This is a genomic window from Pseudomonas sp. NFX183 (assembly GCF_047943075.1).
Taxonomy (GTDB): Bacteria; Pseudomonadota; Gammaproteobacteria; order Pseudomonadales; family Pseudomonadaceae; genus Aquipseudomonas.
In genome coordinates, this window is the sequence record NZ_CP181333.1 from 5,510,479 (window position 1) to 5,534,155 (window position 23,677).

Consider the following 23,677-nt stretch of genomic DNA (forward strand, 5'->3'; position numbering starts at 1 on the left):
CAAAACTACGCACATCGAAGGACGCTGTAGATCTCAGAAACCACCTGAGCCGTGGCGTCCTCGATCGTTGTTTCATTGCGGCATAAAACCCAGCCGTGATCGCTAATCGCGCGCTCGAACGCCTGAGTACACGCGACATGTTCTTCCAGCTTATGCATCACAGTACTGCTCAGCCCACGCCGTCGTTCGGCTGCCCTGGCCCATGAAATATCAGGGGCGGTGACCACGCCGACATGCAGGTCGGGCACTTGCACGTCTCGATCAATGTTTAACTGCAGAATGTCTGCAAACCCGACGATCCGGCGAAACGCTGCATCAGAGGGGTACCAGCGATCAATCAAGATGATGCTACCGGCTGGCTGTTTGGCCAGTACGTGCCGGGAAATCCAGGCGCGGCTATCGGCAAAGCGCTCGCACACCCTCAACTCCAACTCCCGGCTGGGGTTTCTGACGAGAGTGTTAACGAGGGCCATTGTTTCAGCCCTATGGGGATCGCTTTTTTGCTCGCTGAGCCGGATCACCTTTTGCTTGTCTGCCCTCAGCACTTGGGTCACGGCCTCCAAAAGCGTGGTTTTGCCCGTTCCCTTGGGGCCATCGAGAGATACAAAGAGTGGACGACTCATACTTCACATCATGATTGGTAGCGGTTCATTGGGCTCTGCTCGTTCGCTGGAGTCGCCTGGCGCGACGATGCGAATCGAGTGCAGCGCCCATAGGAACAGACATTACTGAAGGCGTCGATCAATGATGCTCCCTGAGCAGAAAAGAACTTCCCCACGGCAACGGCGCCACGCCCAAATGCGTGGCCAGCGTCTGGCCGATATCGGCAAAGCTGCCGCGCTCGCCCAGCCAGCCGGGCGCAATGCCTGCCCCGTAAGCCAGGACAGGCACATGTTCACGGGTATGATCGCTGCCCGGACGCGATGGGTCGCAACCATGGTCGGCGCTGATGATCAGCAACGTCTGCGGGTCCATCAACGCCAATAATTCCGGCAGCCTGCGGTCGAAGGCTTCCAGCGCGGCAGCGTAGCCGGCCAGGTCGCGGCGGTGCCCGTAAAGCATGTCGAAGTCGACGAAATTGGCGAACACCAGGCTGTTGTCTGGCGCTTGCTGGTAAGCCTTGAGCGTGGCATCGAACAGCGCGTCGTTGCCGTCTGCCTTGTACAACCGGCTGATGCCGCGGTGCGCGAAGATATCGCCGATCTTGCCCACCGCATGCACGGTGCCGCCGGCTTCGCACAGATGATCCAGCAGCGTCGGCGACGGCGGTGGCACGGTGTAGTCGCGGCGATTGCCGGTGCGGCGAAACTCGCCCGCGTGCTCGCCGGTGAACGGCCGGGCAATGACCCTGCCGACCGTGTATTCATCACACAAATCGCGCGCGATTTCACACACCCGGTACAGCTCATCGAGCCCGAAATGGCTTTCATGGGCGGCGATCTGCATCACGCTGTCGGCCGAGGTGTAGCAAATCGGCTGCTGGCTGCGGATGTGTGCTTCGCCCAACTCGTCCAGCACCGTAGTGCCAGAGGCATGGCAGTTGCCCAGGACACCCGACAACCCTGCCCGCTCAATCAGGTCGGCCAGCAACCTGGGCGGAAAGGACTCGACCGGCCGCTCGAAATAACCCCAGTCGAACAACACCGGCACGCCCATCATCTCCCAATGTCCGGACGGTGTGTCTTTGCCTGAGGATTGTTCGCGCGCATGGCCGTAGGCGCCGACCGGTGCAGCGTCGCCCCAGTGGCCCGGCAACGGTCCGTCACCGCTGGCTGCCGCAGCGGCGCCCAGGCCCAGACGACCCAGATTTGGCAGCCACAGAGGCCCCCGGCGCAATGGCCCATCGGCCTCTCCACGGGCGCACGCCTCGGCGATATGGCGCAAAGTGTCGGCGCCGGCATCGCCAAAAACAGCAGCGTCGGCACTGGCGCCGATGCCCAACGAGTCCAGCACCAATACGATGGCTTTGCTCATAGGATGTCCTGGATCAAATCACGTGCGGCCAGGCTCGAACCGCCTAATCGATAGGCTGCGCGCAAAGCGGATGCGCCCTGCCCGGCCTGCTCTGGGTTGCGTGCGTGCACCCAGCCCAGAGGCCGTTGCGCGTTCACCTGTTCACCCACAAAGGCCAACTCGCTGAAGCCCACGGACAAGTCCAGCACGTCGTCGGGATGACTGCGTCCGCCGCCCAATGCCACCACCGCCAAGCCCACCGCCCGGGTGTCGATGTCGGTAACGCAGCCCTCTTCCTCGGCCCACACCGGCACCGACACGGCGGCCTTGGGTAAATATGCTTCAGGGTCTGCCGTAAAGCCCGGCGGGCCGCCCAGAGCGACGACCATTTGCTCGAAGCGCTGCAAGGCTGCACCGCTCTGCCAGGCCTGGAGTAATTGATCACGGGCCTGGGCGTCATCCCGCGCCAAACCGGCCATCGTCAATGCTTGGGTGGCCAGCGCCAAGGTCACCGCCCACAAGCGCTCACTGCGCACCTCGCCCTTGAGCAAAGCGACTGCTTCGCCAACCTCCAGCGCGTTGCCGGCACTGCGGGCCAGCGGTTGGTTCATGTCGGTGATCAGCGCGCGGGTGTTGACCCCGGCACCGTTGGCCACCGCGACGATGCTGGCGGCCAGCTCGCGCGCCTGTTGCGGCTCGGCCATGAAGGCGCCGTTGCCGGTTTTCACATCCATGATCAGTACGTCGAGGCCGGCGGCGAGTTTTTTGCCGAGGATCGACGCGGTGATCAGGTCAATCGACTCCACCGACCCGGTCACGTCGCGGATCACATACAAGCGCTTATCCGCCGGCGCCAGGTTGGCAGTCTGGCCGATGATCGCGCAACCGACGTCGGCCACCACCGCGTGCAGGCGTTCGGGGCTGGGTTGGCAGTCGTAGCCGGGAATGCTCTCGAGCTTGTCCAGGGTGCCGCCGGTATGCCCCAGCCCACGCCCGGAAATCATCGGCACGTAACAACCGCAGGCCGCCAGCAACGGCGCGAGCAGCAAGCTGATCATGTCGCCGACGCCGCCGGTGGAATGCTTGTCCACGACCGGCCCTGGCAGGTCCCACTTCAGCACTTGGCCGGAGTCGCGCATCGCCTTGGTCAAGGCCAGGCGCTCGCTCACGTCCATGCCCTTGATGAACACCGCCATGGCGAACGCCGCCACCTGCCCATCGCTGAGGCTGGCGTCGGCAATGCCGGCGACAAAGCGTTGAATGTCCATCGCAGCCAGGGCGTGCCCGTCGCGTTTGCACCGAATCACTTCTTGTGGCAACCACATACTGTGCTCCTTACAGCGAAATGAAAAAGCCGACAATCGCCGCGCTCATCAGGTTGGAAAGCGTGCCGCCGATCATGGCTCGCAAGCCCAGCCGCGCGAGTTCCTCACGGCGTTGCGGGGCGATACCCGTGAGGCCACCCAGCTGAATGGCTATCGAAGACAGATTGGCAAAGCCGCACAGGGCGAAAGTCACGATCACCTGGGTGTGCACCGACAACAGCGGCACGCCGGCTTCGGCAGCCTTGGCCGGGGTCAGGTAGTTAGCCAGGTCGGCGTAGGCGACAAACTCGTTGAGCACCAGTTTTTCGCCGATAAAACCGCCGGCCATGACCGCCTCATGCCACGGCACCCCGAGCAGAAACGCGATGGGCGCCAGCACGTACCCGAGAACCAGTTGCAAGGTCAATTGCGGGTAGCCAAACCAGTTGCCCGCCCAGCCCAGTAGCCCGTTGAGCAGCGCAATCAACGCGATAAACGCCAGCAGCATGGCACCCACCGCCAAGGCCAGGCGCAAGCCAACCTGGGCGCCATCGGCGGCGGCATCGATGATATTGGTGGGGCGATTCTCGGCCTGGCCCAGCTCCTCGATCACCTGTTCGGTGCAGGCGGCTTCGGTTTCCGGCTCCATGAGTTTGGCCATCAACAGGGCCCCCGGCGCCGACATGAAACACGCCGCAATCAGGTACTTGAGCTCCACGCCCAGCCCGGCATAGCCCAGCAGCACCGAGCCGGCCACTGCGGCGAAACCACCGACCATCACCGCAAACAACTCAGAGCGCGTCAGCTTGGCAATGAAGGGCCGTACCACCAGCGGCACTTCCGACTGGCCGATGAAGATCGCCGAGGTCACCACCATCGACTCGATGCGGCTGGTGCCCAGCAACAGGCGCAAGGTGCCGCCCACCAGCCGAATGATCCAGCCCATCACACCGATGTAATACAACACAGAGATAAAGCTGCCGAAGAACACGATCATCGGCAAAACCCGGATGGCGAACACAAACCCGCCACTGCCGAACACTTCAAACATGTGCGGTGAACTCAGGCCGCCGAACAGAAACTCGATACCTTTGTTAGCGTAAAGCTGCAGCGATGCCACCGCGCCTGACAGCGAGGCGAGCACCGTCTGGCCCCACGGCACGTAAAGCGCAAAGGCGCCGATCAAGACCTGGATCAAAAACGCGACCGAAACGGTGCGCCAGTTGATCGAGCGTCGTTGATGAGATAAAGCAATGGCAATGAGAATAAGGGTCGCTATTCCGACAAGACTGATCATGCAGGCGTCTCAACAATGGACCACGCGGATGCAGACCCGAAGGCCTGCCCAGGATTAGAAAGCGTCGAAGGCGCCCGGCAGCAATTGCTCCAGGGTCCAGGTGCGCGTGGCGGCCGGGTCACTGCCCTGACAAATCACCACTGCATCCTTGGCCATCAACTCCAGCATCACCTGGCGGCAGGCACCGCAAGGGCTTATCAGTGAAACATTGGGTGCATAAACAGCCATGGCTTTGAAACTGCGTGGGGCATAGCCCTGGCTGATGGCGCTGAACAACGCGCTGCGCTCGGCACAGTTGGTCAGCCCGTAGGAGATATTCTCCACGTTGCAACCCTGTACCACCTCACCGTTGGCGGTCAGCAATGCCGCGCCCACGGGGAAATGGGAATAAGGCGAGTACGTGCTCTGGGCGGCACGCTTTGCCTGTTCCATCAAACGCTCTTCAATTGTCATGCACAGGGTCATCCCATCTTATTGCGAGCACGTCCAGGGCGGTCGTGACGCTATTGTGGTGTTATTTAAATAACAATTGATGTGAATATTCAATCTTTTTTTATGCTCGCGGACAAAGGTCCGCGCCGAAGTCCTTCGCCGCTTCAAGTGCTCGCGTCTTTGACGTAGACAGGTGTTGTAGCGTTGTTGGCTCACAAGGATGCAAGCCTAAAACCCTTTGTTTTCCGGGAGCACAGCCTGAATACTGCTTGCTGGTCCGGCGCCTTCGCGAGCAAGCCCGCGCCCACCTTTGCTCACAGCCAGCGCAGCTAACCGTGGTGCTTGAACCGGGAAATCCCCAGCCCCAAACTTTCCCGCAACGTCGTCCCTTCATACGCCGTGCGATACACCCCACGCGCCTGCAGCAACGGTATGACTTCCTGCGTAAACCGCGCGAACTGCTGCGGATGGCCAATATAGATGTTGAACCCATCCACCGCCCGCGCCTGGAGCCACGCCTCCATCTTGCGCGCAACCGTGTCCGCCGTGCCCACAAACGCGCCCGGCCGCAGTTGGCGACCAAACTCCACTGCCTGGCGCAGCGTGAAACCTTTGTCCCGCGCTTGATCAGCAATGCGTTTGGCATTGGTGAAAAAGCTGCTGCGCGCCGCTTCCAGGCTCTCCTGTGGAAACGGCGCATCGAGGTCGTACTGGCTGAAATCATGCCAGCCGAAATTACGCCCGAACTCCTTGAGCGCCAGCTCGAAACTGTGATCGGCGTGATGGTAGTGCTGCTCGATTTCACGGGCGTGCTCATCGGTGTCGCCCACATAGATCTCGGCGCCGGGCATGACCAGTAATTGCTCCGGGTCGCGACCGTGTTGCGCCGCCCTGCCCTTTATATCGCGGTAAAACGCCTGGCCCTGCTCGATGCTGGCCGCGTGGGTGAAGATCACGTCCGCCGTGGCGGCGCCCAGGTCGCGGCCTTGCTCTGAGTCGCCGGCCTGGAAGATCACTGGCTGGCCCTGCGGCGAGCGTTGGATGTTCAGCGGGCCGACCACCGAAAAGTGCTCGCCCTTGTGGTTCAGGCTGTGCAGTTTGCTGGGGTCGAGGAACTGGCCGGTGGCACGGTCACGCACGAAAGCGTCTTCCTCGTAGGAGTTCCACAGGCCTTGCACCACGTGGACGTGCTCGGCGGCGCGGCTGTAGCGCGTGTCGTAATCGTAATGTTCGTCGCGGCTGTAGTTGCCGGCAGTGCCGGCGTCACCGCTGGTGACCACGTTCCAGCCGGCGCGGCCTTTGCTGATCAGGTCGAGTGAGGCCAGGCGCCGGGCGACGTTATAGGGCGAGTTGTAAGAGGTGGTCAGCGTACCGACCAAGCCCAGATGCCGCGTGCTGACGGCCAGCGCAGAGAGCAGTGTCAGCGGTTCCAGGCGGTTCAGGTAGTGGGACGGCGAGCCCGGTGTGATGAATTGGCTGTCGACGATAAACATCAGGTCGAACAGCGCCGCCTCGGCCTGGCGGGCAATGTCGATGTACCAGTCGACGTTGACGCTGGCGTCGGCCGGCAAGTGCGGGTCCAGCCATAGATTGTGGCGGCCCGGCCCGCCGCAACCCATGGTCAGGGCACCGAGTTTGAGCTGTCGTTGGGTCATATCAGAAGAGTTCCTTGAAACGTTCACGGCTGGGTCTGGGCGACGGCGGGTTGCAGCGAGGCCGAGAAGGAATCATCGAACAGGCTCGCTGCGGAGTAAGACTTGACCAGGCCAAGGCTGGCGAAGAAGTCCACGGTCTTTTGCGCTTCTACCGGCGACTGGGCCGTGAGCGGTTCGACCGTAGTGCGCGCACGCGCAAACCAGGCGCGGGCGATGTCGGCGTCGGCGCGGGTGCGCTTGGCCCACGCATCGGCATACGCGTCAGCGTTGGCCGGGCTTTGGCGCGTCCAGTCGCGGGCTTTTTTCAGGCGCTGGAGGAAGTCACTGATTTGCGCGCGTTTGGCCTCGACAGCCTTGGCGTTGGCGGCGATAAAGCTCTGGGCCGGGATCAAGCCCTCCGCGGTTGCGAGTACCCGCGCCCCTTGGCGTTCCTGTTGCGTGACGTAGGGTTCCCAGGTGGCGATGACGTCAACCGAGCCTCCTTCCAGCGCATGGGAAGCGTCGAGTGCGCTGAGGTAGCGCAGCTCGAGTGAGTCGCGCGGGACGCCGGCGTTGTCCAGCGCGGTGAGCAGCAATTGCTGGCTCCAGGAGCCCTTCCAGAGCGCCGCACGTTTGCCGGCAAGGTCGGCCAGTGTGTGGATCGACGAATCCTTTCTGACCAGGATGGCCACGCCGTCGAGGTTTTGCCGGCTGACGGCAATCACCTTGATCGGCGCACCTAATGCGCCCAGGAACAGCACCGGCGCGTCCCCCAGCAAGCCGATATCCAGGCTGTTGGCATTCAGCGCTTCGGCGACCGGCGAGCCTGCGGTGAACTGCTTCCACTCAAGCGTGTACGGCAGGTTTTCCAGCACGCCCGCCGCCTCCATCACGGCTTGGGCGTTGTAGCTTTGGTCGCCCACCACCAGCGTTTGCGCGTTCGCGGTCAGGCACAGCAAGGTGGCGGCCAACCCGGCCGCCAGTGTTGTCAGGTAACGCACGTTCGTCTCCAGATGCCTGGTCAGGCATGCAAGTCGATCCGCGCGTGCGGTCTCGGCAGTGTTCGTAGGGGTTCATACGATGCGGTTATAAATACCGCTTGTAAAATACTGATAACGCATAACCTAATTCACAAATAATGCAACTTAGGCATTTTCAGGCCGCACGCGTTGCACCCGCACATTGCACAGTGCCCTACGCCACCTACACTGGTTGAAACCCCGACACCCCGCGGCCTTTTCAAGCCGCCCGGCCGGACGTACCCGCACGCATCGCTCAACCATTACAGCCGTTGGCCAACTGATTAATCCGAGTAAATATGAAAGAGCAGCTTCGCCAGCGTGCACCCGCAGTGGTGCCAATCCGCACCCCGTTTCGACATGCCTGTTTGCTGGCGCCGCTGAGCCTGCTGTGCCTCGCCCTCGCCGGCTGTACCGTGGGGCCCGACTTTGCACGGCCCGATGTACCGGCCAATGCAGGCTTTGCAAAGGACCCACTGACGACCACCGCCCAGGCGGAAATTGACGCCGGTGGCGCGGCGCAGCGGCTGATCGCCGGGATGGATATTCCCGGGCAATGGTGGACGCTGTTCCGCTCGCCCTCACTCAATGCGCTGGTCGAAGAAGCCCTGCGCGCCAACCCGGACGTCAGCGCCGCGCAAGCGGCACTGCGCCAGGCCAACGAGCTGGTGTACGCCGACCAGGCGTCACTGTTTCCGTCGGTGAGCGCCAATGTGCAAAAAGCCCGCGAGAAAGTCTCCGGCGTCACCTCGGGCATCCCGGAGTCGCCGATTCTCACAGTGAGTTCGGCGTCGCTGAGCGTTTCCTATGCGCCGGACGTGTTTGGCGGCACGCGCCGGCAAATCGAATCCACCACCGCGCAAGCCGAGTACGAGCGCTTTCAGCTGGAGGCGACTTACCTGACCCTGACCTCCAATGTGGTCAACACCGCGGTCAGCCTGGCGTCGTTGCGCGATCAGGTGGCCGCCACCGAAGAAATCATCACACTGCAGGGCGGTCAGCTCGACCTGCTGCAAGCTCAGCGCCGACTGGGCGCCATCGGCGACAGCGATGTACTCACGCAGCAAACCGCACTGGCGCAAACCCGCGCGACCTTGCCGCCACTGCAAAAGCAATTGGCACAGACCCGCAACCAATTGATGGCGTACCTGGGGCGCTTTCCAAACCAGGATCAAGGCGAACGCTTCAATCTGGCCTCGTTGCATCTGCCAGAAGAGCTGCCGGTCAGCCTGCCCTCGGCCATCGTCGGCCAAAGACCGGATGTGCGTTCGGCGCAGGCGCAACTGCATCAAGCCAGCGCCAACATTGGCGTGGCCGTCGCCAATCAGTTGCCGCAATTCAGTATTACCGGGTCGTTGGGTTCCACGGTGGCAAGCGGCACCAAGCTGTTTTCGGCGGGCAGCGGTGTCTGGAGCCTGGCGGGTTCGATTACCCAGCCGATCTTTGACGCCGGCGCACTCGAGCACCGTAAACGTGCGGCCGTGGCGGCCTACGACGAGTCGGCGGCGCGCTATCGCGGCACAGTGATTACCGCATTCCAGGATGTCGCCAACGCGCTGCGGGCGCTGGAGGCGGATGCCGATGCGCTGAATCAGCAGGTCGTGGCCGAACACTCCGCGCAAGCCAACCTGGACCTGGTGCAAGCCCAGTTCCGCCTGGGCGCAGTGGCGTATATCAACCTGCTCACGGCCCAGCAAACCTACCAAAACACCGTGCTCGCCCGCGTCAAAGCCCAGGCCGCGCGCTACAGCGACACCACGGCGCTGTTCCAGGCATTGGGTGGCGGCTGGTGGAACCGCACGGATGTGGACCCCGCCACCCAGGGCACGCCGGACCGCTTCGGCCTGCCGTCGTGGCAAGAGATCATGCCGGCTCACAGTAAAGCCGCGCCCGACTTGAATCATTGAAACAGTGAGAACTCCCATGGCTGACGTTCAGACCGCCTCTACCCTGCCCCCCGAACCCGGCGTACCGCGCAAGCGCCGCCTGTGGCGGCCGATGCTGATCATGATCGTGGTGGTGCTGGTAATTGTCGCGATCATTGCCGGGGTGAAATTCGTGCAGATTTCGGCGCTGATCGCCCAATCCAAAGCGCCCTTGCCGGCCGCCGTGGTGACGGCGCTGCAGGTGCCATTCAGTGACTGGCAACCGAGCGTCTCCGCCGTGGGCTCGATGAAGGCGGTGCGCGGTGTGGATGTGACCACTGAAGTCGGCGGCATCGTGCGCACCCTGGGCTTCACGCCCGGGCAAGAGGTGGCGGCCCAGGCACTGCTGGTGCAGTTGAACGCCGACTCGGACATCGCCCAATTGCATTCCCTTGAGGCGACCGCGGACCTGGCCGGTATCGTGCTCAAGCGCGACAAGGCGCAACTGGCGGTCAACGCCATTTCCCAAGCCCAGGTGGACACCGACACCGCCGACCTCAAGGCCAAACTCGCCGCCGCCGAACAACAGCGCGCGCTGGTGGCGAAAAAAACCATTCGTGCCCCCTTTGCCGGGCGCATCGGCATCACCAGCGTCAACCCCGGCCAATACCTCAACCCCGGCGACAAGATCGCCACGTTGCAGACTTTTGATCCCATCTACATCGATTTTTCGGTGCCGCAGACCCAACTGGAAGCCATTGCCATCGGCCAGGTGGTTTCGGTGACGGCTGACGGCCTGTCAAAGCAGACCTTCACCGGCCGGATCAGCACCATCGACACCCAGTTCGACTCAACCACGCGCAACGTCACCGTCGAGGCGACCGTTGAGAACCCCAAGCAAAGCCTGGTGCCCGGCATGTTCGCCCGTGCGGTAGTCAACTCGGGGACCACCCAGCGCTACCTCACCGTGCCGCAGACGTCAGTGACCTACAACCCTTACGGCACCACGGTGTTCATCGCCACGTCGAGCAAAAACGACAAGGGCGATGAAGTACTCACCGCGCAACAAACCTTCATCAAGACCGGGCCGACCCGCGGCGATCAGGTCGCGATCCTGTCGGGCGTGAAGGAAGGCGATCTGTTGATCACCAGCGGCCAGATGAAGCTCAAGAATGGCTCGCCGGTGAAGGTCGATAACAGTGCCGCGCCGTTGAACGACCCGGCGCCAACGCCCCAAGAACAGTAAAGGTGTCCCATGAAGCTTACCGATACCTTTATTCAGCGACCGGTGTGGGCAGTGGTGGTTTCGCTGTTCATTCTGATCCTGGGGCTGCGCTCGATCTTCGAGTTGCCGGTGAACCAATGGCCGCGCACCGAAAACACCGTGGTCACCATTACCACCGCCTACTACGGCGCGGACGCGTCCACGGTCGCCGGTTTTATCACCCAGCCGCTTGAGTCGGCCATCGCCCAAGCCCAGGGCATCGACTATTTGTCCTCGACCAGCATCACCGGTGTCTCCACCATTACCGCGACATTGCGTTTGAACTACGACGCCAGCAAGGCCCTCACCGAGATCAATACCCAGGTCAATTCGGTGAAGAACCAACTGCCCGCGCAGTCCCAGGAGCCGGTGCTCACCATTGCCGTCGGGCAGACCACCGACGCGATGTACCTGGGGTTCTACAGCGACACGCTGCCCACCAACAACATCACCGATTACCTGGTGCGGGTGGTCAAGCCCAAACTGGATTCGATCCAGGGCGTGCAGACCGCAGAGATTCTCGGCGGGCGCCAATTCGCCCTGCGCGCCTGGCTGGACCCGGACAAGCTGGCCGCGCATAACGTCACGGCGCAGGACGTTTCCACGGCCCTGGCCAACAACAACTACTTGTCTGCCGTGGGCTCGACGCGCGGGCAAACGGTAACGGTCGACCTCACGGCCGGCACCGATCTGCACACGGTGGATGAATTCAAACGACTGGTGATCAAGCAGAAAGGCGACGCCTTGGTGTATCTGGAGGACGTGGCCACCGTCACCCTTGGCGCCGAAAGCTACGACAGCAGCGTGGCGTTTTCCGGCAAGCGCTCGGTGTTCATCGGCATCAAGGCGGCGCCGACCGCCAATATCCTGACCGTCGCCGACAGCGTGCGTGAGGCCTTCCCCGAGCTGCAATCGCAACTGCCTACTGGCGTGCGCGGCGAGATCGTGTACGACTCAACCGAGTTCATCAATACCTCGATTTACGAGGTGGTGAAGACCCTGGTCGAGGCGATGATCATTGTCTCGGTGGTCATCTACCTGTTCCTCGGCTCGTTCCGCGCGGTGATCGTGCCGCTGGTGGCGATCCCGCTGTCGCTGGTCGGGACTTTCTTCATCATGTACCTGCTGGGGTACTCGATTAACCTGCTGACCCTGCTCGCGCTGGTTCTGGCGATTGGCCTGGTGGTGGACGACGCGATTATCGTGGTGGAAAACGTCGACCGGCACATCAAGGAAGAAGGCAAAGGCGTGCTGGAGGCCGCGCTGATCGCGGCGCGGGAACTGGGTGGCCCGATCATCGCGATGACCGTGGTGTTGATCGCCGCGTACGTGCCCATCGGCCTGCGCAGCGGCCTCACCGGTGCGCTGTTCAAGGAGTTCTGTTTCTCGCTGGCGGGCGCCGTGACCGTGTCGGCCGTGGTGGCGTTGACCCTCTCGCCAATGATGACGTCCAAGCTGTTCAAGTCCGGGAAGGAAGAAGGTCGTTTCGCGCGTAAGCTCGACCAGTATTTTGACTGGCTGCGCGGGCGTTACCACCGTGTGTTGTCTGGCGGGTTGAACATCTGGCCGGTGCTGGTGACCTTTGGGTTTGTGCTGTTCCTGCTGGTGGCCGCCAGTGGCATGACCGCCAAAAGTGAACTGTCGCCCACCGAAGACCAGGGGCTGGTGTTCATGCAGATCAAAGGCCCGCCGACGGCCTCGCCCCAGCAGATGGAGCGTATTGCCGACCAGGCCTTCCAGATCGCCAGTAAAGAGACGGAATACGCGCAGATGTTCCAGCTGACCGGGCTGCCCATCCTCAATCAAGGCCTGGGCGGCGTGCTGCTGAAAACCTGGGGCGACCGCACGCGCTCCCAGGCCCAGCTGATACTCGACCTGCAGCAAAAGTGGAATCAGGTGCCGGGCGCCACCATCGCGGCCTTTCCGCTGCCGTCGCTGCCGGGCGCCCAGGGCTTGCCGGTGCAATTTGTGATCACCACCACCGACTCCGTGGAAAACCTCAATGAGGTCGCGCAGGCCGTGATGGCCGAGGCGCAGAAACAGCAGTTGTTCTGGTTTGCCGACATGGACTTGAAACTCGACAAGCCGCAAGCCCGGCTGGTGGTGGACCGGGAGAAGATCGCCGCATTGGGCCTGACTCAGGCCGACGTCGGCGCGGCGCTGTCGGCGGCGTTGGGCGGTAACTACGTGAACTACTTCTCGACCGCCGGCCGCTCCTACAAAGTCATTCCCCAAGTGCTGCAGGTCAACCGCCTGAACCCGGAGCAGATTCTCGATTACTACATTCGCACCCCGTCCGGCTCGATGATCCAGGCACGCACCGTCGCGCATATCGAGACCTCGACACAGCCCGAATCGATCAACCACTTCCAGCAACTCAACTCGGCCACCCTCTCAGGCGTCAGTGGCGTGGCCCAAGGTGAGCTGCTGGGCAAACTCAACACGATCCTGACCAACGTGGCGCCCTCGGGTTACACCTCGGACTTTGCCGGCGAGTCGCGCCAATTCATGCAGGAGTCTGGTGGGTTCTTTGGTTTGCTGATGTTCTCGATTCTGATCGTCTACCTCGCCCTGGCCTTCCAGTTCGAGAGCTTTCGCGACCCGGTGGTGATCCTGTTCTCGGTGCCGCCGGCACTGTTTGGCGCACTGGCCTTCATCACCATGGGCTACGCGTCGATCAACGTGTATACCCAGGTGGGCCTGGTGACGCTGTTGGGGTTGATCACCAAGCATGGGATCCTGATCGTGCAGTTCGCCAACGAACTGCAACGCGCAGGTCACAGCAAGCGCGAAGCCATAGAAGAGGCCGCCGGCGTGCGTCTGCGCCCGATCCTGATGACCACGGCCGCGATGGTGCTGGGCGTGGTGCCGCTGGTGTGGGCCTCCGGCGCCGGTGCTGCGGGGCGGCACGACATGGGGCTGGTGATTTTCGCCGGGTTGTCGATTGGTACGCTGCTGACGTTGTTCATGGTGCCGGCGATGTATATGTTTATTGGGGAAACGCACCATCAGCAAACACCGCAGACACTCCCAGGCTCAGACTTGAGGACAACATAAACCCAAGCCCGGCAGGTCACACTTGGATTATTTCACCGCGCTGACCGCCTTCGTCGAAGCCGCCGAAGGCAACAACTTTTCGCGCGCCGCCGAGCGGCTCGGCATCAAGGCGTCAACCGTTTCTCGCTACGTGAAGGACCTTGAACAGGACTTGGGCATCGCCCTGTTCAACCGCTCGACGCGCACGCTGCACCTGACCGAGGGCGGCCAGACGTTTTTGCTGCATGCGCGCAAGGTGCTGGATGAGCTTGAACAGGCCAAGGCGGCGACGTCGGCGCTGAACCAGGAGCCTCGTGGGCTGCTCAAGCTCAACTTGCCGCCAGCGTTTGCCCGTCACCATATCCTGCCGCTGTTGAATACATTTGTGGCTCGCTACCCGCAGATCAAGCTGGAACTGGTATTGGATAACGCCCAAGTCAACCTGATTCATACCGGCGTTGACCTGGCGATTCGCATTGGCGCGCTGGCTGATTCCACGCTCAAGGCGCGCAAGATCTGCGCGGGCAACTACCTGCTGGTGGCCAGTCAGAGCTTTTGCGCTGCGCACCCTGCCCCTTCAACGCCGGCAGAGCTGGCCCGCCTGCCGGCGGTACTGAGCCAGCATGATTTTGCGTTTGCATCCGCTGATGAAGTCGTGCCGCTGGTGCCTCACGACTGTGTCCGTATCAACGACCTGGATGCGCAGCTGATCGCGGCGCGCCAGGGCCTGGGATTTGCCCTGTTACCCGACTGGTTGGTGGCGACCAGTATCGAAGCGGGCGCGTTACAGGTGTGGCTGCCAGAATGGAACATCCTCGGTGCCGAGCAGGCATTTTCTGTGTGGTTCGTCTATCCACCCAAGAAGATCGTGTCGTCGAAGGTCAGGTGCTTTATCGACTTCATCGTTGAGCAGTTGGGCGACACACCTGATTGGAAGCGCCAGGGCTGTCTGTGCCCAGCCGACCTAAAGGATGGCTGTTAAACTCGGTCAAATTGTGGGAGCGGGCTTGCTCGCGAATGCGGTCGTTCAGTTAAAAATGAGCTTGCTGACACAGCGCATTCGCGAGCAAGCCCGCTCCCACATTAGGGTCTCATCACATCAGCTAAAGCGAATATCCAGCGCGCGCAAGTACGTTTGCAACCCGGCGTCCTGGATAGGGATCAGGAATGCTTCCTGGTCGGACTCATTGAAGTGCGCGTGCCAGTACCCCGGCGGGGTCACGAACGCCAACCCCGGCGACCAGTCGACGCGTACCGGGTTGCGAATCTGCCCGTCGGCGTCCAGTTCGGTGCCTACCAGCGAGTAGCAGCCCGTGGGGCAGTCGATGATGAAGTCCAGTGCAATCGACTGGTGCCGGTGCGGCTTCTGGATCGAGCCGGGCGGCAGGATGCCGTACATGGCCCACAGCACATGCGTGACGGTTCGGGTCTGTGGAAAGTTGCGGTTACCCAGCAGAATGCTGATACGGCTGCGGTCCTGGGCACGCGGATCATCGGCGGCTTCACGCAGCTTCAGGTTGGCCAGTGCGGCGGGATACAGCGTCGGCGCGAAACGGTCGGTGCTGCGCGTAACCCCCAGGTAGCGCAACAGCGGCTCATCGTGCACGTAGTACAGGCGCGCATCCTGCGAGGCGCGGAACCGGGCTGGCAGCAAGCCTGGCAGCGCGATAAAACAACCGGCCGACCATTCGATCTGGTGTTCGCCCTGAACGACGCTGCCCTCTCCGGTGATCACATAAAACACTTGAGAGGTGGCATTGGGGTGCAGCTCCAAGGTGTCGTCGGCGTTCAGCCGGATGAAGTTGGCACACAGCCCAGGCCCGGTTGCCGGGCCCTCACAGCCCAGCGCAGCGCTGAGGTCCAGCGCGACCACCCGCGACGGGCCACTGGCATACAGCGAGGCCGGGAAGCTGTGGTAAGGAATTCGGGTAATCAGATTGGCGCTGATCGGGTTGGCTGCCTTGCTGTATTCAAAGTACTCGGCATCCACTTGTTCGCGCGGGGCATCAACGCTCAGGTCGGGCTTGAATTCGCTGTTCATGGTTCACCTAAGTCTTGGGCTGGTTTGAAACAACTATAGGCATTGCGCCCACCGCGATTAAGCACTCGGTTGGCACAGCAGTTGTGCAAGATGGGGCGGCTATGCTCCTGGATGGTGCGAAAGGCCTGTCTATCGCCAAAGCGTGAACCGATGATCCATGTGTCAGGCATCTGTCTCATGCTCAAACGTCATAATCCCCCGTTCGTCTGCGTGGTAATCTGGCGCCACCATGAATAGACATTGATCGTCACTTGACGATGACCAGAGCCAGGAAAGAACATGCCAAAGATTTCTCACTCAGCACTGCGCCGCAACTTCCGTGAACTGCTTGCCAAACAAATCTGCGTTGAAACCGCCTCCGTCTTTGACCCCATGTCTGCGCGCATCGCCGCCGATCTGGGTTTCGAAGTCGGTATCCTCGGCGGTTCGGTCGCATCGTTGCAGGTCCTCGCGGCACCCGATTTTGCGTTGATCACACTGAGTGAGTTCGTCGAACAGGCCACCCGCATTGGCCGTGTGGCCCAACTGCCGTTCATCGCCGACGCCGACCACGGTTACGGCAATGCCCTGAACGTGATGCGCACCGTCGAAGAGCTCGAGCGCGCCGGGGTTGCGGCACTGACGATTGAGGACACGCTGTTGCCCGCGCAGTTCGGGCGCAAATCCACCGACCTGATTTCGGTTGAGGAAGGCATCGGCAAGGTCAAGGCCGCCCTTGAAGCGCGGGTCGATCCGCAGCTGTCGATCGTCGCCCGCACCAACGCTGGCGTGTTGCCGACCGAAGACGTCATCGCCCGCACCAAAGCTTATGAAAAAGCCGGCGCCGACGGCATCTGCATGGTGGGCGTCAAAGACTTCGACCACCTTGAGAAGATCGCAGAAAACCTCAGCGTGCCGTTGATGCTGGTGACTTACGGCAACCCGCAGCTCAATGACAGCGAACGCCTGGCCGCGCTGGGTGTGCGCATTGTGGTGGCCGGCCACGGCGCCTACTTTGCGTCGATCAAGGCGACTTACGACAGCCTGCGTGCGCAACGCAAGTTGACCAGCAGCACCTCGAACCTCAGCGCGACTGAACTGACGCATACCTACACGCTGCCGGAAAGCTACGTGGCGTGGGCGGAAGAATTCATGGACGTGAAAGAGTAAGCCTCAGTCAATCGGCGGCCAGTTCCGACTGGCCGCCGACTTCGGTCAGTAATTGGCGTTGGGATTACCCACGTCCACGTAGCCATTTTGGGGCGCAATGATCACATCCAATGGCGGCGGCGTAACGCCGAAGTCATCGAGCTGATCCTTGAGCCCGGTGTACCACTCTTCCTGCTGTTTCTTGCGCGCATTGTCGGCCTTGATGTCGGCAATGATCGCGTAGATCAAGCCACCGACCGCCGCGATGCCGCCCACGGCACCCGCCAGGGCGCCGGCCGCGCCGCCAATCACGCCGGCCGCTTCTGCAACGCCGGCTGCCACCGTGGTTATGCGCGGCACCACATAGGTGGCGACCTCCACCATGCCGGCCACGGCCGACAGGCCATTAAGCCCCGCGAAGGTGCCCTGGAAGCCGGCGCCGACCTTGTCGCCGCTCTGGGCCGAGTTTTTCGCGGAAATGGCCCCGGTGACCAAGCCCAATACGTTCCCTGCCACGCCGCCCAGGCTCTTGCCGACGTTTTCCACGTCTTTCACGTACTTGGGCGCGTCGAACTTGTAAGTGCCCTGTTGGGTACGATCGAACTGGTCCTGGACAAACTTGGCGCCACCTTCCAGGAACAGTCCGGCCGCCTGAAACGACTGACCCACTGTCTGCGCGGTGCTGCCGCCCTTGCCGCTGGCGATGCGCGTACCGATGGCGCCCGCCAACAACACGCCCGACACGCCGTGCATCAACCCGGCCTTGTACGCCGCGCTGACCCCGGCCGGCAGCTTGCCGCCCCAGGTGCTTTGGACTTTTTTGATCGCATCGTCGAACTTGGCGCCGCCGCGCATGGCGTCGTCCACCGCCCGAATGCCACTGATGATATCGGCGGTCTTCGGTGGGGCCTCTCCCGGTGGCGTGAATGCAGCGATGTTGTCGTTGATCACTTGCACAGTCTTGTCGTCGAGTACCGCGTCAAAGATTGCCTTGTTCACACCGGACTGAATCACCGCCTTGTCTGCCGGCACACCGCTGGCGATCAGGTCGTTGATCTGCTTGCCGGAGGTGATGTCTGCGTACTCGGCGTTGACCTTGTCCTTGATGGCTTGCGGGGCGTTTTCCAGGGCTTTCTTGTAGTCCGGCTGTTTGCCCAGGGCCTGGGCGTAGAAGTCCGGGTACTTGATAAAACTCGACAGCGCATCGGTGGTGCTGGCGCCCTTGGCGGCAAACGCGCTTTGCAGCGCGTCGCAACTGGATGAAGCGTCCAGGCGCCGCTCCATCTCGGCTTTCAAGGCTGGGTCGGCGGCGACCATTTTCTGCAGCTGTTCGGTGCCCTGGGTGTTGAGGAACTGCTGCACGTCCGGGTCTTTGCTGAGCGTGTCGATGCGCCCTTGCACATCCTTGATAAAGTCTTCGCGTTGCTGGCCCGGTGACGGGCCGTCGCCTGACCACTCATTGGCCGCATCCGGCCCCTGGTGCGCAAACGCATCGGCACCCGCCTTGTAGTTGGCCAGGCCCGTGGACAGCTGGATGATCGCTGCAGTCTTGTCCGCACCGCTGGCGCTGCTGTTGCCCGTGGCGAAATAGTCAGCGCCCACCTTGGAGGCGTCACCACCGGCCGCCTTCACGGCGTCTTCGGTGGCCTTGGCATTCAAGTCCTTGATCTGGTCATCCGCGCTGTTGCCGTCCAGGCCCTTGAGGTTGTCGTAGCCGTATTTGCCGAAGTCCTGCAGGCGCCCCGCTTCCGTACCGTGGCGCGCTTCGCCATCCTTGGTGAAGCCGTCGATGCGGCCATTGCCCACGTTGCCGCCTTCGATGTGCTTGCCGGTCTCGTCGTAGTTCTCGACATAGTTGAGCACCTGCGCGGCACGCCAGGCCGCATCGGCGTCGTGTTCAAAGTCGCCGACACGCTCGCGCAGAGCGTCCTTGACCCCGCTCTGGTTGCCGAGGTTTTTCAGCAACGGGTTGTCTTCAATGATTTGCTCGGCACTGCGGTTGTCGCCCATCGGCCGGCCTTCACCCGGCAACGGCAGATGGTTGGACGGCGCATCGCCCTTGGGCGGCGTGCTGGGTGAGCTCTGCGGTAGCTCGCCTTTAAGGGTCTCCCAGCCGTACTTGCCGAAATCCTGCAGGCGCCCGGCTTCGGTGCCGTGGCGGGCGTCACCGCCTTTGGTAAAACCGTCGACCTTGCCGTTGCCGGCTTCATTGAGTTCTGGCCGCTTGACGGTGGGCTTGCCGTTTTCGTCGAGTTTTTCGATGTGCTCCAGCACCCGGCTCGCGCGGTAAGCGGCGTCCGGATCGTGCTCAAAGTCGCCAACGCGTTCACGCAATTTGTCTTTCACGCCACTCTGGTTGCCGAGATTCTTGAGCAGCGGGTTGTCGTCGATGATCTGCTGCGCAGTGCGAAAGTCACCTTGGGGCCGCTTTGTATCGGGGCCGAGGCGGTTGTCGTCGGGCTGATTGTTTAGCGCTTTCGACACCGCTTTATTCCAGTTGGGGTTGTCGCCCGCGTTGGGGGTGCTATCAACCTGACGAAGCTGATTGACTTGCATGGCCTGTCTCCTGATCTGGCGTGGGAGAAAGGATTATTAAAGGGCAAGTGCAACAGTCTTGTTACATGGGCGAAATTGAATCAAGCGCAATCATATAGCCACCACTGAACGACGGCGGCGTACATGAACTTTTATATAACTAAGCATTAAAAAATCCGCCGCAGAGCCTGCGGCGGCAAACCAAAGGTTTTTGTCGAAGCAGAGCGGCTAAGACCCTATCAACGCTACACCCGCTCGTGATTAAAAGACGTGAAGTTTAATTAATCGAGTTTAATCCGCCACACCGCTGAAAGCCGCGAAAAATATGATAAAAATCGGCTTCGGCAACCCTGTCGAACACAATAAAAACCGTCACTACGCTCACCTGAAAACATCTGCCCACAACACTGTATGCGCCATAACAATTGCGATGTTTCTGCGCGCGCGTTACTTATTCCGGGGAAGTAAACACCATGATCAAACCCATGATTAGACAGTGCAGCCTGCTCACACTGGCAGTGTGCGCGAGTGTCAGCCAAGTGGCCTTTGCCGAGTCTGTCAGCGACCAGGCCGATTCCAAGGGTTTTATTGACGGCAGCAGCATCACGGGCCTGTTGCGCAACTATTATTTCGACCGCGATCGCCAAAGTGGCAAGGCAGACAACCGCGACTGGACCCAGGGCGCAATGCTCAACTACGCCTCGGGCTTTACCCAAGGCACCATTGGTTTTGGCGTGGACGCCTACGCCTATGGCGCGATGAAGCTCGACGCCACCCACGCGGATGCCGGCACCGGTGACCTGCCGACCGACCGCCATGGCGACCCGGAAAACGGCTATGGCTCCGTCGGCGCCGCGGTGAAAATCAAGGTGTCCAAGACCCAACTGAAGTTCGGTGACATGCAACCCACGGCGCCGGTCTTTGCCACCGGCGGCACGCGGATTCTGCCGCAGACCGCCACCGGGTTTGACCTGACCAGCAGCGAAATCGCCGGGCTGGACCTGGAAGCCGGGCATTTCACCAGCACCAACAGCGGCATGACCAGCAACCATGACCACGATATCTATGCCACCTACGCCAACGTCGCGGCCAACAGTGCGAGTTTCGTCGGCGGCAAATACACCTTCACGCCCTCGCTGAGTGCAACCGTGTACGCCGGTGAACTGGAAGATATCTGGCGCCAGTACTACACCAACCTCAACTACGTATTGCCGTTGGGCCATGACCAGTCGCTGGCGCTGGACGGCAACCTGTACCGCACCCTCGACACCGGCAGCGCCAAGGCCGGGGCCATCAACAACACCACGTATTCGGTGGCGGCGGCCTACTCGTTCCTGGCGGCCCACACGCTGACGCTGTCGTTCCAGAAGGTGCACGGCGACACGCCGTTCGACTACATCGGCACCGGCAACAACGGCGCGGGTGAAGGCGGCGATTCAGTGTTCCTGGCCAACTCGATTCAGTGGGGCGACTTCAACGGCCCGGGCGAGCAGTCCTGGGGCGTGCGTTATGACCTGAACATGGCCAGCTACGGCGTGCCAGGCTTGAGCTTCATGACCCGCTACGTCAACGGCTCCGACATCAACGGCACGCACACGCCGGCCAACAGCGCCTACGTCGGCGACTACGGTGCCGACGGCGACCATCACGAGACGGATGTGGAGGCCAAATACGTGCTGCAAAGCGGCCCGGCGAAAAACCTGTCACTGCGCGTGCGCGATGCGATGGTTTCGTCAAACGCGGATCAGCGCGACGGCAAATTGAACGAGCTGCGGGTGATCGTCGACTACCCGTTCACTCTGCTGTAACCACCCCAGGCTCCAGCCGTTGGCGCATGCCTGCGCTGGCGGCTGGACCGGCCTGCACCACGCACGCGTCCAACGGCACGAGTGTGCCTTCGGCCGTTGCCATCATCGGTTGCACCGGCTTGCCCGTCTCGCGCTCCACCACCTCGACACTGGTGCCCTCTTCGGCATAATGCCGATTGCCCCACGCCACCAGTGCCATCAGCACCATGCGCAAATCCTCGCCCTTGGCCGTCGGCACGTATTCATACCGTGGCGGCCGCTCGCTGTAGGCGCGGCGCTCAAGCATCCCGGCGTCCACCAGGCCATTCAAGCGGCGCGTCAACATGTTCGGCGCGATGCCCAGGCTGCGTGAAAACTCATCGAAGCGACGCAAGCCATGCAATGCATCGCGCATGATCAACATGCTCCACCACTCCCCTATCCGTTCAAGGCTGCGGGCGATGGGGCATTCGTCGCTGACAAGAGACTTGCGTTGCATAAGGGTTCCCAGGTGCCGGTACAAAGTTGTGTGACGCCATGTTACTTTCATCATGATAGTGACGTCCATAGGGTCTGTACCCTCAACGCAACCGGAGTCGATTGATCATGAGTAAACGTATCGTCGTGACAGGCATGGGCGCACTGACGCCGCTGGGCGCCAGCGTGGAATCCACCTGGCAACGCCTGTTGAACGGGCAGTCGGGCATACGCCGTCTGCCTGAAGCATTGATCGGTGACCTCGCCATCAGCATCGGTGGCCAAGTGCAAAGCGTGTTGCAAGACCCTGAGGCCGGGTTTGACCCTGATCGGCTGCTGGCCGCCAAGGAACAGCGCAAGATGGACCGCTTTATCCTCTTCGCCCTTGCGGCGGCCGATGAAGCCTTGAAGCAAGCCGGCTGGGCGCCTCAAACGCCGCAGGCACAGGAACGCACGGCGACCATCATTGCCTCTGGCGTGGGTGGCTTTCCGGCGATTGCCGATGCCGTGCGCACCACAGACAGCAAAGGCCCGCGACGTTTGTCGCCCTTCACCATTCCCTCGTTCCTGAGCAACATGGCGGCCGGGCATGTGTCGATCAACTACGGCTTGAAAGGCCCGCTGGGCGCGCCGGTGACGGCCTGCGCAGCCGGTGTGCAAGCAATTGGGGACGCGGCGCGGATGATCCGTGCCGGGGAAATCGATGTGGCGGTGTGTGGCGGTGCGGAAGCGGCAATTCACCGGGTCAGCCTGGCCGGGTTTGCAGCGGCGCGGGCGTTATCCAGCGACTTCAATGACACGCCAGAACGGGCTTCGCGGCCCTTCGATCAGGCGCGTGACGGCTTCGTGATGGGCGAAGGTGCCGGCATCCTGGTCATCGAAGAACTGGAGCATGCCCTGGCACGCGGCGCGCAGCCCATCGCCGAACTGGTGGGTTATGGCACCAGTGCCGATGCCTACCACATGACGGCCGGGCCGGAAGACGGTGATGGCGCGCGGCGGGCGATGACCCAGGCACTGCGTCAGGCAGGCATTGAGGCGGCCCAGGTCCAGTACTTGAACGCCCATGCAACCTCGACGCCGGTGGGTGACAAAGGCGAACTGGCCGCCATCAAGACCGTGTTCGGCGCCCATGGCGGCCCGGCCATCAGCTCAACCAAGTCTGCCACCGGCCACTTACTGGGCGCCGCAGGCGGCATCGAAGCGATCTTCAGCGTGCTTGCCCTGCGCGACCAGGTCGCCCCGGTGACGCTGAACCTGGACAACCCGGACGCGCTGGCCGACGGCCTGGACATGGTGCGCGGTGAAGCGCGGCACATGCCGATTGAATATGCGCTGTCCAACGGCTTCGGCTTTGGTGGCGTGAATGCCAGCGTGCTGTTCCGCCGCTGGGCATAACCCTCGGTTTGCCCCTGTTGTGATTTTCGGGGACCATGTGCGCCTTCTGCTACAGCCAACCAGAGGCGCCCATGGCCAACCACGACCTGAGCTACACCCCCGATCCGGATGCCGACTCGATTTCCTCCGACGTCGTCGGCTTCAACGGCATCCTGGTCTCCACCCAGATCCCGACCCGCGCCGATGGCAGCCTCGAACTCGGCGACATCACCCTGCAAAGCGAATGCACCCTGCAAGCGCTGAAAGTCGCGCTGGAAAAAGCCGGCAGTTCCATGGACCGGGTGATGCACCTGACGATCTACCTCACCGACATGGCCGATCGCGCCGCTTTCAATGAAGTCTACAAACGCTTTTTCGCCAAACCGTGGCCGGTTCGCGCTGCAGTAGGCGTGGCCGCATTGGCCGTTGAAGGCATGCGCGTGGAAGTCACCGCGATGGCGGCCAAGGCCTGAGTTATCGCTGGCAATACACATCAAGGGTTGCCTCGATAGCGTCAGATAGACCGAG

At 61.9% G+C, this 23,677-nt stretch carries 18 protein-coding genes; 8 read left to right on the forward strand and 10 right to left on the reverse strand.

The features are described from left to right. Positions 1 to 5 precede the first annotated feature (5 nt). The 7 genes from ACM530_RS25865 to ACM530_RS25895 all read right to left on the reverse strand — a co-directional run bounded on the left by ACM530_RS25865 (position 6) and on the right by ACM530_RS25895 (position 7,621). Positions 6 to 623, reverse strand: a complete 618-nt coding sequence (locus tag ACM530_RS25865) for a dTMP kinase (RefSeq protein WP_145160671.1) — start codon at positions 621 to 623, stop codon at positions 6 to 8. Between the two features lie 118 nt (positions 624 to 741). Continuing rightward, on the reverse strand, positions 742 to 1,974 hold the full coding sequence (locus ACM530_RS25870) for a phosphopentomutase (RefSeq protein ID WP_416363503.1): 1,233 nt from the start codon (positions 1,972 to 1,974) through the stop codon (positions 742 to 744). Further along, a complete protein-coding gene (gene deoA / locus ACM530_RS25875; RefSeq protein WP_416363504.1) occupies positions 1,971 to 3,278 on the reverse strand; it encodes a thymidine phosphorylase in 1,308 nt (435 codons plus the stop codon). The genes ACM530_RS25870 and deoA overlap by 4 nt, the downstream gene beginning before the upstream one ends. A gap of 10 nt (positions 3,279 to 3,288) precedes the next feature. Beyond that, positions 3,289 to 4,554 (reverse strand): NupC/NupG family nucleoside CNT transporter, encoded by a 1,266-nt coding sequence (locus tag ACM530_RS25880; protein WP_242196759.1) that lies wholly within the window; start codon positions 4,552 to 4,554, stop codon positions 3,289 to 3,291. 54 nt (positions 4,555 to 4,608) lie between these two features. Next, entirely contained in the window at positions 4,609 to 5,007 is a 399-nt protein-coding gene (locus ACM530_RS25885) for a cytidine deaminase (RefSeq protein WP_416363505.1), read from the reverse strand. Positions 5,008 to 5,315: 308 nt separating this feature from the next. Then, positions 5,316 to 6,641, reverse strand: a complete 1,326-nt coding sequence (locus tag ACM530_RS25890; RefSeq protein ID WP_416363506.1) for an LLM class flavin-dependent oxidoreductase — start codon at positions 6,639 to 6,641, stop codon at positions 5,316 to 5,318. Between the two features lie 23 nt (positions 6,642 to 6,664). After that, positions 6,665 to 7,621: an ABC transporter substrate-binding protein gene (locus ACM530_RS25895; RefSeq protein WP_262209503.1), complete on the reverse strand. Its 957-nt coding sequence runs from the start codon at positions 7,619 to 7,621 to the stop codon at positions 6,665 to 6,667. A 317-nt stretch (positions 7,622 to 7,938) separates the two neighbouring features. Between ACM530_RS25895 and ACM530_RS25900 the strand changes: the two genes are divergently transcribed. The 4 genes from ACM530_RS25900 (at position 7,939) to ACM530_RS25915 (ending at position 14,786) form a co-directional block, all read left to right on the forward strand. Then, on the forward strand, positions 7,939 to 9,546 hold the full coding sequence (locus ACM530_RS25900) for an efflux transporter outer membrane subunit (protein WP_416363507.1): 1,608 nt from the start codon (positions 7,939 to 7,941) through the stop codon (positions 9,544 to 9,546). Positions 9,547 to 9,637: 91 nt separating this feature from the next. Beyond that, positions 9,638 to 10,750 carry an efflux RND transporter periplasmic adaptor subunit gene (locus tag ACM530_RS25905; protein WP_416365129.1) on the forward strand — a complete coding sequence of 371 codons (1,113 nt, stop codon included), beginning with the start codon at positions 9,638 to 9,640 and terminating at the stop codon, positions 10,748 to 10,750. Between the two features lie 9 nt (positions 10,751 to 10,759). Next, positions 10,760 to 13,825, forward strand: a complete 3,066-nt coding sequence (locus ACM530_RS25910) for an efflux RND transporter permease subunit (protein WP_416363508.1) — start codon at positions 10,760 to 10,762, stop codon at positions 13,823 to 13,825. A gap of 22 nt (positions 13,826 to 13,847) precedes the next feature. Then, positions 13,848 to 14,786, forward strand: a complete 939-nt coding sequence (locus ACM530_RS25915; protein WP_416363509.1) for a LysR substrate-binding domain-containing protein — start codon at positions 13,848 to 13,850, stop codon at positions 14,784 to 14,786. 117 nt (positions 14,787 to 14,903) lie between these two features. Here ACM530_RS25915 and ACM530_RS25920 read toward each other — a convergent pair whose 3' ends face one another. Further along, entirely contained in the window at positions 14,904 to 15,845 is a 942-nt protein-coding gene (locus ACM530_RS25920) for a cupin (RefSeq protein WP_242196792.1), read from the reverse strand. 279 nt (positions 15,846 to 16,124) lie between these two features. Here ACM530_RS25920 and ACM530_RS25925 point away from each other — a divergent pair, with 279 nt between their 5' ends. Next, positions 16,125 to 16,994 carry an isocitrate lyase/PEP mutase family protein gene (locus ACM530_RS25925; protein ID WP_242196795.1) on the forward strand — a complete coding sequence of 290 codons (870 nt, stop codon included), beginning with the start codon at positions 16,125 to 16,127 and terminating at the stop codon, positions 16,992 to 16,994. Between the two features lie 45 nt (positions 16,995 to 17,039). Here the strand turns inward: ACM530_RS25925 and ACM530_RS25930 are convergent, their stop codons facing one another. Further along, positions 17,040 to 19,529: a hypothetical protein gene (locus ACM530_RS25930; RefSeq protein ID WP_416363510.1), complete on the reverse strand. Its 2,490-nt coding sequence runs from the start codon at positions 19,527 to 19,529 to the stop codon at positions 17,040 to 17,042. 464 nt (positions 19,530 to 19,993) lie between these two features. Between ACM530_RS25930 and ACM530_RS25935 the strand changes: the two genes are divergently transcribed. After that, positions 19,994 to 21,316 carry an OprD family porin gene (locus ACM530_RS25935; protein WP_145160640.1) on the forward strand — a complete coding sequence of 441 codons (1,323 nt, stop codon included), beginning with the start codon at positions 19,994 to 19,996 and terminating at the stop codon, positions 21,314 to 21,316. On the opposite strand, the gene ACM530_RS25940 is transcribed toward ACM530_RS25935, so the two are convergent. After that, positions 21,303 to 21,794: a winged helix-turn-helix transcriptional regulator gene (locus ACM530_RS25940; protein ID WP_145160638.1), complete on the reverse strand. Its 492-nt coding sequence runs from the start codon at positions 21,792 to 21,794 to the stop codon at positions 21,303 to 21,305. The genes ACM530_RS25935 and ACM530_RS25940 overlap by 14 nt on opposite strands. A 107-nt stretch (positions 21,795 to 21,901) precedes the next feature. Here ACM530_RS25940 and fabF point away from each other — a divergent pair, with 107 nt between their 5' ends. Both fabF and ACM530_RS25950 read left to right on the forward strand, forming a co-directional pair. Beyond that, a complete protein-coding gene (fabF, locus tag ACM530_RS25945) occupies positions 21,902 to 23,170 on the forward strand; it encodes a beta-ketoacyl-ACP synthase II (RefSeq protein ID WP_145160636.1) in 1,269 nt (422 codons plus the stop codon). A 71-nt stretch (positions 23,171 to 23,241) separates the two neighbouring features. Continuing rightward, a complete protein-coding gene (locus ACM530_RS25950; protein ID WP_145160633.1) occupies positions 23,242 to 23,622 on the forward strand; it encodes a RidA family protein in 381 nt (126 codons plus the stop codon). Positions 23,623 to 23,677: the final 55 nt, after the last annotated feature.